The following is a 14,916-nucleotide window of genomic DNA, read 5'->3' on the forward strand; positions in this document are numbered from 1 at the left end:
TATGCATCTTATAATTCTCGTTGTTATTTTTTCTCGATTTATCTGATGAAAATGCCTGATATAGAATCGAAAATACAGATAATTCCCTGATCAAATAGGCAGTTAATTAAGAAGGTATCAATTTTAGATTTAAGGGTGGGGATGTCATTCTCGAACTGTAGGTATGATCTTCATAATCTAGGTGTTTTTGGATAGCCCTGTTTACAGTAATGGAGAGTAAAGCTAGATTCCCCGATTTTGAAAATGAGTTTAACTGAAGGAGAACGCATGTCTAGGCTTTACGATAAAATGGAAAAAATCTGACATCAAAACTGCCAACTACACTCGTAGAAGCTTATGTGCCGTTATCTTCGGACAGGGGTTCGACTCTCCTCGGCTCCACCATGTAAATCCACAACCGCATGAGGTTGTGGATTTTGATTTTCTTCCTACGATAATTTCGAGTTAAAGGCACAGGCGAAAGTTCGCCGACATCACTCAACATCGGATCAACCAGTATACGTTTACCGTGTATGGTTAGAATTGATGTAGCGTGCCGAATATGTTGAACTGAAATGAGCATACTAGACAACTCCTCTAATTTAAATGCGGACCGGTCCATTTTGAAAATATTATATTAATTTCATAGTATATAGGAAGCCGTTTCCCTCGGATGGCTAAGAGGAAAATGATGACCATATGGAACAACATCAATTTTACCAAGATGTAATGGAGCAGAATAGCTTCTATCATGATCTCCCCAAATAATATGAAGATTATACCTTGGTACTTTGGTGAAATCACCCTGAGAGTCTTTCGATAGAAAACGGTTAAGCTGAAGAGTTGTATTTAAAATTCTAGGCGAAGTAAAGCTACTGCTTACTTTTGCAATATAATGTTTCGGAATGCTCTCCGTATTTTCAAACAGACCATTTCCAATTAAAAAACGTTCTATTGAATTAGCAGTTGCTAACTTCAATGCCCATTTATTCATAAATTGAGGAGCATTAAACGACTTAGAGTTTTTTTTCACAACAGGTGGCTGAAGTAAAGTAATAGTATTCTTCGTATCTATGTACTCTCGCACTAATGATTCCAGCAGAATAACCGATCCGAAGGAATGGCCAATCCAGTGCGCGCCATTAGTAGTTTTTTCCAATAACGCTTTCACTAAATTCAAATAGAGATTCAGAAGATTTTTCTCTCGTTTAAAAGGGGAACGTCCTAAACCTGGAAGATCTACAATCCATATAGGTTGACCAGTTTTTTCATGAAGTTCTATTCCTAATGGAAATAAATCCTCTCCATCACTCAATAATCCGTGTAATAAAATAAACGGTTTACCCTCTCCTTGTATTTGATAAATCACAGTGTTTCCGATTAATGTTCGTTCAAATGCATGATTATACTGGTCATTTTGATACGTCAAGCGATAATCCAAATCCGCTACTACGACTGGAAAAAATTTCATTACACTCGTCTTTTTAAACCAATCTTCTCCCATGACTTTTTTCGATAAATCATTTGAAAACTTTCTATTTGTAATAAAGTTCAGTCCATCAGATGGAATTGTTGTTATTTTACTTATCCCACTTTTCATAAGTGCCTTCATAAAACGAATGGGCACAGAGATTTTAGGTGCTGCCATATTCATACTTTCTGACATAACATCTAATAATTCAGATATATCCGGATCAAGCTGTTTGTCTTGAACAAGTGTATATGTATGAATAGACGATTGCTCCAGCTTAAAAACCTGAACAATAAACTTCGCTAGCTCATCGTTTGAAATAAGCGGTAATTTATACCCCTTGCCTCCAGGAATAACTGGCATTAGCCCTCTTCGCATACTCGCCACAAGCAAGCCTAAGCCTGCTACTTGCTCCGTACTCCCTGTTTTACTACTGCCGACTACAGTTGGCGGATTAATCACAGAAAGCGGATAGCCTATTGCGGATGCCTGCTGGCGAATATAAAGGTCTGCTAAAAATTTTGTTCTTTCATAAGGATTTTTTATTTTCAAATAGTCGTGACCCACTTTAAACACATCAATCGCAACCTTGCTATTCTTATCATCAAAGGGGGTCATATATCCAACTACATGAATAAATTGCTGCAATCCCTTCAATTGATGAATACTTTTTGCGAATTCACTGATATGCTTGGCACCGTTTAAAAATACAGATATTGCCTCTTGCTTTGTTGCTTGAATATCCATTTGTCCACCTGCGTGAATAATAACATCCGTGTTCGATACCCGATCCTTATCTTCATCACTTAAACCTAAATCTGTTTTCGTCAAATCACCTTCAATAAAGTGCATGGCTGCTTCATTTAAAATGCCTTTTTCTTGAAAAGTACGTGTTGCTTTACTTTTCGACCTCACTAAAAGAAAAATCATAACATCTTCTTTAAGAAGTTCCTCTACTAATTGCCTCCCAATAAAGCCTGTTCCACCTGTTAAAAATATTGTCCTCACATCATCCACTCTCCCTTTTTAGTACTACCTAGTACTAATTTAGTGTAAAAAAAATGCTTCTCTTATCGAAGCAAGTTAAAAAATTGGCTGGCTGTTTTCGTGATAACAGTTGCATCCTTCAATGTTTCTGAAATAAACAGCGCTCCTTCAAGATTCGTTATAAAAAGTGCCGCTACCTCGTCAATATGAATCGTATTTCTAAACTCTCCTTTTTCTACTCCTTGTTTTAATAATAGAGAGACTTTCATTTGTAATCCTGTAAAAAAGAGACCTATTTTTTCTTTTATGTGCGTAGCATGTGTAGGACTTTGAATATAAAGAGTAATAAATGGACAGCCACCCTTATACTCTCTTGACTGAACTCCCTGCGATAAATGCTTTAAAAACATCTGGACACGATCTTCAACTGATAATTGGTTCTGAGAAAGTATTTGATCAATTGCACGCTGATACGTTTCAATCCAATAATCAACGACCCCTTCTAACAATTCTTCCTTGTCAGAAAAGTGATAATACACATTAGATTTTGATACTTTGCTTACACGCACTAATTCATCCATGCTTGTATAAGCAAATCCTTTTTCTAAAAATAATGTTGCCGCTACTTCAATCACACGTTTTTGATTCATTAATTTTACCTTTGTCATAACTAGAACTATACAGTACTAATTTGTATGTTGCAAGTGAGAAGATAGTGCAACTGAAATTTCATGTTTCTTGGACATGTCAACAATGGGAAAAAAGGGATAGGGATCAGGGCTAGAGATGATAAGTAAGTACGGAACTGGGCGGTGCGGGACTGCATACACACGGGGAGCCTTTGGGTGCCTTCGCAGACGGGATTTTTAAAGGCTTGAAAGAGGGGAAACAGGAGATCGGATACGGCACTTCTGTGGACCGCTTGCGCATGTCCCGGGATGAAGTGGACGAGTACACGGCAAATATGTATCAGGCTACGAAGGGCATGATCGAATAAGTGGCCAGAAGGTAAAATAGGGAAAGGCAAGGCCTTCGGAAGCCGGGGCCCTGCCTTTTTTTATGAGCAAATGAATAACTCCCAAGACGGATGGACTGCGCTCTTAAGCAACCTTTTATTTAGTGGCAGCTTCTATGTACGTGACACCTATTATCCGGGTTTCAGGACTGATGGGGTCCTTTATATTTTTTTGCAAGTATAAAAATAAATGAGATTGCCAGATAAACCATTTATAATAGGGATGATTTCAATATTTAACCATATTAGGGGTGCCGGATGAAAAAGGGAATAGCCACATTAGGGCTGCTGAGTTTAATTATGATTTTTACAATGGGCGCTGCCGTAGTCAAGGATCCGTTGGATGTGACCCGGAAGCTGTCTGTGAAGAACGACCAGAGCCACAATATCATTTTAAAAAATGCTGCCGAATATGAAATGAAATGGTCCTTCACCGATAAGAGCCCTTATCAAATGTACAGTTTGTACAAGGGGCCGAATGGACTGGTCTATGCCCAGAGTTTTGAAGAAATCTTCGCAATCAACGCCGCAACGGGGAAGGTGGTCTGGAGGCATCCAAGTGATTGGCAGAGTGAGCTTACTCCTTTGCTGGGAGCAGACGGTACATATTATAAGGTTTCATATGATGATGTCGAGCGCTTGTCCCCAAAGGTATATCAAACGGACGTTACCCGTCTTGCCAGTTCAGGCGAAGTAACCACTTTTCATGATGTCAAGCTGCGGGTAGTATCCCGCTTTGAGGATGGCTCTTTATTTGATCTTTTTCAGGCAGGGGATCATAAAGGGAATTACATAGTGCTCACAGATGAAGGATTGAAATCCATTCAAAAAGACGGATCAACGAACTGGTGCCTCACCACAATTCCTTTCAAGAACGGGGTTCTGGATGTCAACGATATAGAGCAGCTCTACACGGATTCCAAAGGCAATATTATTGCTGATTTTGAGAAAGTGGAGGCTACCCTGGATCTGAGCGGTAACACTCTGCGGGTTGCGGATTATAATCAAATCCAGAACGAACCGGTGAGTTACTCAGATATTATTGACAAGGATGAGCACGGGGGTTATTACATATTAGATGAAGATGAGGGGAGCATTACGGATAAGGATTTTAAGACAAGGAAGCAGAAGTGGAAATATTCATTGAGTACATATGAAAAGGCTGCTGGTATAGGTCTTTTTACAGGCAGCTTCACGACGGACAGTAAAGGTAATGTATACTTCGGCGCCAACAACGGCAATGTGTATTCATTGGATTATAACGGGAAGCCCCGCTTCACATTGTCGGTGAGCAGCAGTCAACTCTCCTATCCGGATATCATTGCCGTAAATGATAATTTTACGGTGATTAGTGTGAATAACAACATCATTTGCCTGCAAAAAAAGAGTAAATGATTCGTAAAAGATTATCCATTCTAAAAACCAAAGACACCCCAAAAGGTGTCTTTTTGCATTCCTGGCACCAACACTAATTCCTATTCTTGATTATGGCCCCTAAATATTAAGCATACTGTAACGTTTTTTGATCTAGCCAGTCTTATATACGTAAGGTGGTGAACCCTTGGATGAACTAGACGAATTAATTGAAGCCTACGATCACTATTTCCGGGATGTGTATATTTTTGTGCTGTCATTAAGCCGGAATGAACAGATCGCTGAAGAAATTACGCAGGAGACGTTCTACAAGGCAATAAAGCAAATTGAACAGTTTAGGGGGGACTGTAAAATTAGCGTCTGGCTGTGTCAGATTGCGAAGAATACTTACTTCACCTATATCGGCAAGCAGCGGCGGTTCGATCCGCTTCAGGATCAGGAGGAGACGTCGGGATTCAATCTGGAACAAAAGCTCATCGACCAGGCCGAGGCTCTGAATGTTCACAAGGTTCTACATGCGTTAAATGAGCCTTATAAAGAGGTATTCATGCTTAGGGTGTTTGGGGAGCTGTCTTTTGATCACATCAGCCAGATTTTTGGCAGAACGGAAAGCTGGGCAAGAGTGACTTATCACCGGGCCAGGCTGAGAATACAGAAACTTTTGATGGAGGATGAACAATGACCCGAATCTCATGCGATGTCGTTCAGGATATCCTGCCTCTGTACCATGACGATGTATGCAGTGCGGCTACCAGGGAACTTGTGGAAGAACACCTTGTGGAGTGTGAAGATTGTCGTTCTTATCTGAATCAGATCAAATCAAGCTTCAATGTGCCAGTACAAGCCATGGAGCAGAATCAACTGGAGGTGAACGGGCTGCAAAGGTTCAAAAGGATGTGGAGCCGTGCCCAATCGGCAGCGTTTGTGAAAGGATTAATCGTGACTGCTTCCGTAGCTGGAATATTGTTTTTGGGGTATTGGGGTCTTTTTCGCTGGAATGTCATTCCCGTTTCTTCCGATGATATAAGTATCTCTAATATAAGACTTAGACCCAATGGTGAAATCGCCTTTCAAATTCAAATCAAGGATGGATACGGCGCCGATCGAGTGATCTTTAAGGTTCACGATGATGGAGGCTATTATATTACCCCCGTCCATCCTGTCATCAGATTGAATAAATCTCCAAATTTTAATTTTGTCAGTGGCGAGTTGTTCACCAATCCTGATAACGTAAGGGCCTACGAGAAAAAGAATCACGGAAAGGATGTGGAGATTACCTCCATATACTACGGGCCTCCGAACAATCCCATTCTAGTTTGGAAGAAAGGCGATAAACTGCCTGTGAGAAAATGAGGGCAGATTGGATAGAGCGGGATTTACAGCTGCTGATGCAGCTAATCGAGTCCGACCCGAGTACAGGCTCCGCATGTCCCTGCCTTCTCAGTAGTATAACCAAAGACACCCTCCCCGGTGTCTTTTTCTTTCCCCTAATTTAAAGTAAGCTGTACCTAAACACTTTACTGTGGCGAAGCGCATTTCTGTATGAGCTCCCAACGGGAGCTATGGCCCGGTCCCAAATCAATCTCAACCGGGTCAGCAAAGCAATCTCGATCTTTTAGCATGCATATGCAATTTCTGTGGCGGACAGGCGGAAATTAATATATCGATATCGCAGCAAGAATGGAAGATAGCCAGGGCGGCGGGCTGGCTTTAAGGTGTAAGGGCAGGAAGCAGTTCAGGGCAGCAGGGGATTGGCGGTACAGGTGAGGTTAGGGTTGTCGGCGTAACGGCTAAGAAGGGTTAAATATGGTTGCGTTTTCAATTGGTGCTGGATCAGCAATTCAGCTTACCAATTTAGCAGTGTTCTGGAAGGGCCTTCCTTGCTTAGCATACGAACCGCTCAACAGCTTCAACACGGATGTGCTTCCTGCGCGTCTACCAAATAACACATGGGGGAGATGTGAAGCTATGAAGAGAACATGGAAACGGCGGCTTGCGCTTGGTACCTGCCTGATGCTGGGGATCACAGGACTGGCTGGCTGCTCAGACGGGAACGGTAATGGCGACGGGAATGGGGATGCGGGAAAGCAGGCAGCAGATGGCGGTCCGACCCCGATCTCGATTTGGGCGTCGCTGAATACGAATGTCTCCATTACGCTGAAGAACATGAGTGAGATTACGGCAATTAAGGAATGGGAGAAAAAGACCAACATCAAGACGGAATTCCAGCATCCCGCTGTGGGTGCGGAAACGGAGCAGTTCAATGTCATGCTGGCTTCCAACAAGCTGCCGGATGTGATGTTCGTCTATGGAGACTATTCCAAGCTGTATAATGACGGGTCGATCATCCGGCTCAATGAGCTTATCGACCAGTATGCACCGAATCTGAAGAAGATTCTGGATGACAATCCTGAGGTCGCCAAACAATTGAAAGCGGATAACGGCGACATCTATGCAATTCCCCATCTGCGGCTGGGCAAATACAAAACCTTCGGCGGCACATTCATCCGCCAGGACTGGCTGGACGAACTTAACCTGCAGCAGCCGGAGACGCTGGATGAATGGGAGACGGTGCTGAAGGCCTTTAAGGAAAAGAAAGGTGTCACCGCGCCGCTTCTGTTCGGTGCACCGCCAAAGATGACAACGATGGGACCGGCCGCGCCGACCTTTCTGGAGGCCTACGGTATTACGAATACGGTCTATCTAAAAGACGGCAAGGTGGCGTTCGGCCCGACCGAGCCTGAATTCAAGGAATTCCTGACCACGTTCCACCGCTGGTATGAGGAAGGCCTGATTGATCCCGATTTCGCGACCAATGACCAGAAAACCTATGATGCCAAGATTCTGGGCAGCGAAGCAGGCGCGTTCTTCGCTTTCATTGGCGGCGGCATCGGCCGCTATCTGCCTGCGCTGCAGGAGAAGGAACCGGATGCCAATCTGACGGCGGTCCAGTATCCGGTAGTGAACAAGGGAGATGAGCCGATGTTCACCGGGCGGTCGTGGGAATGGAGCGGAGCCGGGGCCACGATAACCAAGAGCAACAAACATCCCGAAGAAACGGTCAAAGCGCTGGATTACTTTTTTAGTGAAGTGGGCCATATGCTGAAGAACTTTGGCGTGGAAGGCGTCACCTATACGATGAAGGACGGGTATCCGACCTATACGGATGAGATCCTGAAGAATCCGGACGGACTGTCTGTGGTTCAGGCGATGGCGAAACATTTTATTGCCAATTACCCCTTAGTAGGCGAGGATGACGACCGGTATAACGAGCAGTATTATCAGCTGCAGCAGCAGAAGGATGCGGTAGCGCTCTTTTCCAAGTATAGCGACAACACGCTCAAGGTCAGCCTTCCCCCGGTCAGCCTGACCACAGAGGAGTCGAGCGAGTACAGCAAAATCATGAGCGACATCACTACCTACCGTGACGAGATGTTCATTAAGTTCGTCATCGGAGCGGAGCCGGTAGAGAACTTCGATAAATTTGTTGAGCAGATCAACAAATTCAATCTCAAGCGGGCGATTGAGATTCAGCAGGCGGCTGTGGACCGTTACAACGCCAGATAACAAGCCGGACAGCCTGCGGAGGGGCGGAAGGAGGCTTTTGCCCCCGCGGGACTTTTCATCCTAACATGAAGAAAGGAGGGAGACTATGCCGCACAAGCTTTCCCTGATATGGCTGAATTACAAAAAAAACAAAGCGATTTATTGGATGGCCCTTCCGGTGGTGTTATATTTTCTCGTATTCAAATATCTGCCGATGTACGGGGCGGTTATCGCTTTTAAGGAGTATACGGTAGGCAAAGGAATCTGGGGCAGTGATTGGGTGGGGCTGCAGCATTTCCGGGATTTTTTCCAGAGCTATTATTTCTGGCGGATTCTGAAGAATACGCTGGTCTTAAGCTTTTATCAGCTGCTGTTCGGATTTCCGGCCCCGATTCTTCTTGCCCTGCTGCTTAATGAGCTGAGGCAGGAAATGTTCAAGCGCACGGTGCAGACGGTTTCCTACATTCCGCATTTTATCTCGATTGTGGTCATCTGCGGAATGGTGGTCGATTTCTCGTCCCGCGACGGGCTGTTCAACTCCATTATTACCTTTTTTGGCGGTGAGAGCAGTGCGCTGCTGAGTGATCCGGGCAATTTCCGCACGATTTATACCGCTTCCTCCATTTGGCAGGAGCTCGGATTCTCGACGATTATTTATTTGGCTGCGCTTAGCGGGATTAATCCTGAGCTGTACGATGCCTCCAAAGTGGATGGAGCCAGCCGGATTCGCCAGGTTTGGCATATTACGCTGCCGGGGATCATTCCGATGATTGTCATTCTGCTCATTCTGCGCATTGGCGGACTGATGGAGATCGGCTTCGAGAAGATCATCCTTCTCTATAATCCGAATGTCTACGATACGGCGGATGTAATCTCCACCTTCGTCTACCGCAAGGGGATCAGTGAAAGCGCTGAGTTCAGCTATACCACTGCCGTGGGTCTGTTTCAGTCGGTCATTAACTTTATCCTGTTGATCGGCGCCAACCGTCTGTCGAAGGCGGTATCCGACAATAAGCTGTTCTAGGCACGCCCTAGAGACAAAGTGAGGGATTATCCATGAAAATAAAAAGAACGGCAGGAGAACGGCTGTTTGACGGGGCAAATGTGCTGCTAATGATCGCATTGATTGTCTTAACCCTGTATCCGCTGTGGCATGTTCTGAATGCATCGCTTAGCGACTCCGGCCGGCTGATGGCTCACCGGGGGCTGCTGCTGTTCCCTGAAGGGTTCAACCTGGACAGCTACAAGCTGGTGCTGAGCAATCCAAGCATTCTGTCCGGCTACCGGAATACCCTCGTGATTGTGGTGCTGGGGACGGCGCTGAATCTGCTCTTCACCATTCTGGGTGCCTATACCCTGTCCCGTAAAAGCTTCATGCTCCGCAATCCGATCATGCTCGCTATTGTGTTCACGATGTTTTTCAACGGCGGAATTATACCGACCTATCTGCTGATCAACAACACACTGCATATGGGGAATAGTCTGCTGGCCCTGATTGTACCGGGACTGGTCAGCAGTTATAATCTGATCATTATGCGGACAGCGTTCCAGGAGATTTCCGAGAGTCTGCTGGAATCAGCCAGAATAGATGGTGCGGGAGAGGTGCGCATCCTCTGGCGGATTGTAGTCCCCTTATCCATGCCGGTAATCGCCGTAATGGTTCTTTTTTATGGCGTTGCCCATTGGAACTCCTGGTTTGGAGCCATTCTATATATCCGCGACCGCAGCCTGTATCCGCTTCAGCTGGTGCTGCGGGAAATTCTGATCCAGAACAGTACGGACTCCATGACGACCAGCGCAGCCATGGGCGACAAAGAGGCGATCGGAGAAAGTGTGAAATACGCTACAGTTATGGTGGCTACACTACCCATTCTGCTGATCTATCCGTTTCTGCAGAAATATTTTGTGAAAGGCGTTATGATTGGTGCCATTAAAGAGTAATAAACCGTAAAGCCTGGCCAATCACTGACATGAGGAGGGGACCCATGAAAAAGAAGAGTATCCTAATGTCCTGGAGCATCTCTTATCTGGTGATCCTGCTCATTCCGATTACGATCGGGGCAGCGGTCTTTGCCGAGTCCCGCAGCCTGCTGAAGGAAGAAGTGAACCGCTCCAATATGGTTCTGCTGTCCCAGGTACAGGAGAACATCGACAGCCAGATCGGGGATATCGGCAGCATCAGCAGCCAGCTTATGGCGGATTCCCAGCTCAGCAGCTTCATCAATCACGCCTCCGAGCAGGATGCCAGATGGCGGCTGATGGCGCTTGATCTGATCAAAAATCTTAAATCTATCCGCAGCGGGAACGGTCTGATCCGTGAATTGTATCTCTATGTGAAGTCTGCCGATGTTGCGCTGTCTTCCTCATCGCTCGTGTCTAAGAACTTTTTGTATGAGATCTTTTATGAGGGGACCGGGGTCACCGAGCGGGAATGGACTCAGCTGATGCAGGAATCCCGTGAAAGTGTGTTCCGTAAGATGGAGGTACGCAGCGAGGACCAGCGCATTGAGGAAACGCTGGTGTATCTTCAGCCTTTTCCTATTCAGGTAGCGGAGGACAGTCCGGCGACGTTTGTGGTCACTTTGGACCCTGACCGGTTCCAGCAGGCGATTGATAATGTGCGTCTGGAGAAGGAAAGCACCGTATTCATACTGGACCGGGACGGACGGACGTTATTTTCCACCGGGCCTATTGAAACCCCTTACACCATCAATGCTTATTTGAAGCTTAACCAGGATATAGGAAAAAGGACAGGAACAACAGAGTGGAACGGGGAATCGGTGACAGTCTCGCAGATTTCCTCCAAGGTGCAGGACTGGCAATATGTCTCGATCATCCCCACGCGTATTTATGCTAAGAAGCTGACGGTGATCCGCAATATTACCTTTGCCGGGATAGCGGCGGGGCTGCTGATCGGAGGCATCGCGGCGTGGTGGTTCACCCGGAGAAATTACCGGCCGATTGGCCGGATCATGAATATTATCTCAGACAAAGTCAAATGGAAGCTGGAGCAGCCGGACAATGAGTTCGGCATTCTGCAGACTGTGCTGACCCGTGCCTGGGAAGAGCAGGACCAATTCGCTACGAGGCTAAAGGAGCAGCAGACCATGGTGCGCAGCAGTTTTCTGGCTAGACTGCTCAAGGGAAGGGTGCAGGCAGGGACAGAGCTTGCTGCGGAAATGGAGCGTCTGGGCATACGCTTCGACACGGATTCTTTTGCAGTGCTGCTTCTGCATATCGAGAACTATGAGGGGCTGTTCCGCACCAGAGAACCGGAGGACAAGGAGAAGAAAATTCAGTTTGTCCACCTGATTCTTACGAACGTGATGGAGGAGTTGATGGGCGCTGTCGGCCCGGTCTATTCTGCGGAGATGGATGGAAGAATTGCCTTTCTGGTCAATATCCGGGAAGGCGCTGAAGAAGCGTCTCAACGGTTGATTAAGGCTGCCGGGGAAGCCCGGCATTTCATTCAATCGCGGTTCTACGTGTATTTCTCGGTAGGCGTAAGCAGCATCCGCCAATCCATAGAAGAGATCGCCGTCTGCTTCCGGGAATCGGAGGAGGCGCTCGAATACCGGCTGATTCTGGGCATTGGCCAGATTATTGACCAGAACCGGATCCGCCAGCCCAAAGAAGAGCTGTATTATCCGCTCGATCTGGAGAGACAGCTCGTCAATTATATCGCCTCAGGCAACTATGCCCGCTCCACCGAAGTCATGAATGAGATCCTCATGACCAATTTTGCTGGGGAGCCCCTTTCCGTAGAGCTGGCCCGCTGCCTGATGTTCGAGCTGATCGGCACGATGCTGAAGGCCACCGAGCAGATTAAAGCGGATGACCGGAAGGAAATGAACCCGCGTAATGATCTGATCCGGCAGCTGTTCGCCTGTGAAACCTTCGAGGAGATTGAAGCGGAGCTGCTGCGGATTCTGGAGACGGTCTGCCAGCTGGTTCATGAGCGCAAGCGCTCGCATAATGCGGAGCTGAAGGATCAGCTCGTAGAATTCATTCATGAGAACTATGCGGATGTGAATCTGGGGCTGACGCATTTGTCCGAACGCTTCCGCTTTCACCCGACCTATGTCTCCAAGTATTTCAAGGAACAGACCGGAGTTAACGTCATCGATTATATCAACCAATACAGGATTGAAGCGTCAAAAAGGATTCTGCAGGAGGATGAACGGACTGTGCAGGAGGTATCCGAGCGTGTGGGCTTCCTGAACAGCAACTCCTTCATCCGTGTCTTCAAGAAATATGAGGGGATCACCCCCGGCCAGTATAGACAGAACAACCGGCTGATGCATCACGAAAGCTGATGGCCTGTTGGACTGCTGTGTACATTTAGCGCGGCATGGTGGACTAGTGGTCAGAGCCGGCGGGTCTTTAGCTTCCTTGCAACATTTAGCCTGAAGTATTTATTTTATGAGAGTAAAGGGGAGATCCGGCATGTGGACGAAAGCGATTGAAGATGCGCTTGGCGTAACTAAACGTAATATTGAGAGATTTGGTGACCGGTTCCCCCATGTAAGTATGGGCGATGAGCACTATTCGCTGAATAACAACACGGAATGGACAGCGGGATTCTGGTCGGGCATTCTATGGCTGTGCTCTGAATATGCTGAAGATTCCATCTATCGTGAGCAGGCGGTAAGAACGGTCCGGAATTTCCGTACCCGCATGGATCACAAGATTATCTTTGACCATCATGATATCGGCTTTCTGTACTCGCTGTCCTCTAAGGCGCAGTGGATACTCGAGCGGGACGCCGCAGCCCGACATCTGACGTTGGAGGCGGCGGACATGTTAATGAAGCGCTGGCGGGAGTCAGCAGGACTTATTCAGGCCTGGGGGCGGGAAGGCGACCCGGTCAATGGCGGGCGGATTATTATTGACTGCCTGCTTAATCTGCCGCTGCTGCTCTGGGCTTCGGAGCAGACCGGAGATCCTTCTTACCGCCGTGCGGCTGAGCTTCATGCCCGGAAGGCCCGCCGTTTTCTGGTGCGCGGCGATGATTCGAGCTACCATACCTTCTATTTCGATCCGGCTACCGGAGAGGCAATCCGGGGCGGGACACATCAGGGCTACAATGACGGGTCCACCTGGACCCGGGGACAGGCCTGGGGGATCTATGGCTTCGCTCTGATCAGCCGCTATTTGCAGAGTGCGGAGATGCTGGAGACGGCGAAGCGCCTGGGGCGTTATTTTGTGGCCCATCTGCCGGAAGACCAGGTGGCGTACTGGGACTTTAACGCCCCTGTGGGGCCAGATACGAAGCGGGATAGCTCCGCCTCAGCCATTGCTGCCTGCGGACTGCTTGAGATCGCCGGACAACTGCCGGCGGATGATCCAGAGCGGCGGGTTTTCAGGGGGGCGGCTGAGGCCTCCATGAAGTCACTGGCAGAGAATTATTCCACGCAAGGTGCTGAAGACGCAGAGGGTTTATTGAAGCATGGCTCCTACTCTGTAAGAGGTGGTGATTCCCCTGATGATTACACGATCTGGGGTGATTATTACTATCTGGAAGCGCTGATGCGCCTGGAGCGGGGAATCCCGGGGTATTGGTACGAGCGGTAGCATTCGCCGCGGCAGCGTTATTTCGAGGAGAGATTGGATAGATCGATAAAAGGGTGTCTCAGAAGCCATACAGGGCTTCTGGGACACCTTTTGTTGTGACCTTCCCTGATCTGCCCAGAGCGCCTCTAACCTAGCACCCGTAAAGAAGTGATTTTATGATTGCCGAATTGCTAGTACAAGCACAGCAACACCACAATCCAGAGGCAATATTACATATTTTGGAACACACCAAAGCTCAAAGCCTCCTTATTACAAGTACCCGCTGATCATCGTGAAGATTTAAAACAGGAACTCTATGTCAAAATGATTGAGGTGATACAAACTTTTGATATTAGTAAATTGAAATAAAATTCGAAAGTGGTTGTAAAATCAGAGGCTCATTTCTCTTTATATAGTGAGACGCCGGTGATCTACAAAAAAATCAATGGAGGTAATATTCATGGCAATTGGTGATCCACTAACTTCGAAAAGTCAGCTTTACGGGCGGGACAGCACTGATCTGTTGGCAAGAACACTACTCGGCGAAACAGAAAATGACTCTGCATCACGTGTTGGTGTTGCATGGGTTGTTATCAACCGGAAGAATGATAAAATATACGAATTCAAAAATCAGAATAGTATCGAAGAGGTTGTACTTGCTCCATGGGCCTTCTCCTGTTTTAATGAAGGTGATGTTAACTTAGCTAAATGCCTCAGACCAAATACATCAAGTCAAATTTGGAAAAACTGTGTTTCTGTCGCTCAAAATGTTGCTTCTCTTGAAAATCCAATCGGAGACAAATTGTTTTATACTCAAGTCGATGTTTTCAACGCAAATACCAAAACTGAAAATGGAAAACTTTTGTATAAAATGAGTGGTAAATGGGTAGTTATCACTTCTAAAGTTCTGAAAGGTGAACACATGTTTTTCAACTATCAGCACTAATAATCTTTAATAAAAAAGAAGCTGACCAGTTTGGGCCAGCTTCTT

At 46.7% G+C, this 14,916-nt stretch carries 11 protein-coding genes and 1 pseudogene; 10 read left to right on the top strand and 2 right to left on the bottom strand.

The window, feature by feature from the left end:
- Positions 1-622 precede the first annotated feature (622 nt).
- Together PGRAT_RS01105 and PGRAT_RS01110 are read right to left on the bottom strand one after the other, a co-directional pair.
- The gene (locus tag PGRAT_RS01105) at positions 623-2,458 is read right to left on the bottom strand and encodes an alpha/beta fold hydrolase (RefSeq protein ID WP_036706941.1); all 1,836 of its coding nucleotides are present in this window, start codon (positions 2,456-2,458) and stop codon (positions 623-625) included.
- A gap of 62 nt (positions 2,459-2,520) precedes the next feature.
- Entirely contained in the window at positions 2,521-3,087 is a 567-nt protein-coding gene (locus tag PGRAT_RS01110; protein WP_025708602.1) for a TetR/AcrR family transcriptional regulator, read from the bottom strand.
- A gap of 143 nt (positions 3,088-3,230) precedes the next feature.
- Here PGRAT_RS01110 and PGRAT_RS32065 point away from each other — a divergent pair.
- From PGRAT_RS32065 to PGRAT_RS31380, 10 genes and pseudogenes are all read left to right on the top strand, one after another.
- A pseudogene (locus tag PGRAT_RS32065) lies at positions 3,231-3,434 on the top strand (short-chain dehydrogenase); the annotation flags it as partial.
- Positions 3,435-3,710: 276 nt separating this feature from the next.
- The gene (locus PGRAT_RS01115) at positions 3,711-4,847 is read left to right on the top strand and encodes a PQQ-binding-like beta-propeller repeat protein (protein ID WP_025708599.1); all 1,137 of its coding nucleotides are present in this window, start codon (positions 3,711-3,713) and stop codon (positions 4,845-4,847) included.
- Positions 4,848-5,013: 166 nt separating this feature from the next.
- Entirely contained in the window at positions 5,014-5,508 is a 495-nt protein-coding gene (locus PGRAT_RS01120) for an RNA polymerase sigma factor (RefSeq protein ID WP_025708598.1), read from the top strand.
- Positions 5,505-6,179, top strand: a complete 675-nt coding sequence (locus PGRAT_RS31375) for a zf-HC2 domain-containing protein (protein ID WP_025708596.1) — start codon at positions 5,505-5,507, stop codon at positions 6,177-6,179. Before PGRAT_RS01120 ends, PGRAT_RS31375 begins: the two co-directional genes overlap by 4 nt.
- A 615-nt stretch (positions 6,180-6,794) precedes the next feature.
- The gene (locus PGRAT_RS01130; RefSeq protein ID WP_025708594.1) at positions 6,795-8,393 is read left to right on the top strand and encodes an extracellular solute-binding protein; all 1,599 of its coding nucleotides are present in this window, start codon (positions 6,795-6,797) and stop codon (positions 8,391-8,393) included.
- Positions 8,394-8,478: 85 nt separating this feature from the next.
- Positions 8,479-9,396 carry an ABC transporter permease gene (locus tag PGRAT_RS01135; protein ID WP_025708593.1) on the top strand — a complete coding sequence of 306 codons (918 nt, stop codon included), beginning with the start codon at positions 8,479-8,481 and terminating at the stop codon, positions 9,394-9,396.
- 32 nt (positions 9,397-9,428) lie between these two features.
- Positions 9,429-10,313 carry a carbohydrate ABC transporter permease gene (locus PGRAT_RS01140; protein WP_025708592.1) on the top strand — a complete coding sequence of 295 codons (885 nt, stop codon included), beginning with the start codon at positions 9,429-9,431 and terminating at the stop codon, positions 10,311-10,313.
- A gap of 44 nt (positions 10,314-10,357) precedes the next feature.
- On the top strand, positions 10,358-12,688 hold the full coding sequence (locus tag PGRAT_RS01145; protein ID WP_025708591.1) for a helix-turn-helix domain-containing protein: 2,331 nt from the start codon (positions 10,358-10,360) through the stop codon (positions 12,686-12,688).
- Between the two features lie 130 nt (positions 12,689-12,818).
- Positions 12,819-13,946, top strand: a complete 1,128-nt coding sequence (locus PGRAT_RS01150) for a glycoside hydrolase family 88 protein (RefSeq protein WP_025708589.1) — start codon at positions 12,819-12,821, stop codon at positions 13,944-13,946.
- A 439-nt stretch (positions 13,947-14,385) separates the two neighbouring features.
- Entirely contained in the window at positions 14,386-14,871 is a 486-nt protein-coding gene (locus tag PGRAT_RS31380) for a cell wall hydrolase (RefSeq protein WP_025708588.1), read from the top strand.
- Positions 14,872-14,916: the final 45 nt, after the last annotated feature.

This window comes from Paenibacillus graminis, assembly GCF_000758705.1.
Classification (GTDB): domain Bacteria; phylum Bacillota; class Bacilli; order Paenibacillales; family Paenibacillaceae; genus Paenibacillus_AQ; species Paenibacillus_AQ graminis.

Excerpts from the sequence above, each read along its gene's own strand:
- PGRAT_RS31380 (WP_025708588.1), top strand. The coding sequence starts at position 14,386 with ATGGCAATTGGTGATCCACTAACTTCGAAAAGTCAGCTTTACGGGCGG.
- PGRAT_RS01110 (WP_025708602.1), bottom strand. The coding sequence starts at position 3,087 with ATGAATCAAAAACGTGTGATTGAAGTAGCGGCAACATTATTTTTAGAA.
- PGRAT_RS01145 (WP_025708591.1), top strand. The coding sequence starts at position 10,358 with ATGAAAAAGAAGAGTATCCTAATGTCCTGGAGCATCTCTTATCTGGTG.
- PGRAT_RS01130 (WP_025708594.1), top strand. The coding sequence starts at position 6,795 with ATGAAGAGAACATGGAAACGGCGGCTTGCGCTTGGTACCTGCCTGATG.
- PGRAT_RS01140 (WP_025708592.1), top strand. The coding sequence starts at position 9,429 with ATGAAAATAAAAAGAACGGCAGGAGAACGGCTGTTTGACGGGGCAAAT.
- PGRAT_RS01115 (WP_025708599.1), top strand. The coding sequence starts at position 3,711 with ATGAAAAAGGGAATAGCCACATTAGGGCTGCTGAGTTTAATTATGATT.
- PGRAT_RS01150 (WP_025708589.1), top strand. The coding sequence starts at position 12,819 with ATGTGGACGAAAGCGATTGAAGATGCGCTTGGCGTAACTAAACGTAAT.
- PGRAT_RS31375 (WP_025708596.1), top strand. The coding sequence starts at position 5,505 with ATGACCCGAATCTCATGCGATGTCGTTCAGGATATCCTGCCTCTGTAC.
- PGRAT_RS01135 (WP_025708593.1), top strand. The coding sequence starts at position 8,479 with ATGCCGCACAAGCTTTCCCTGATATGGCTGAATTACAAAAAAAACAAA.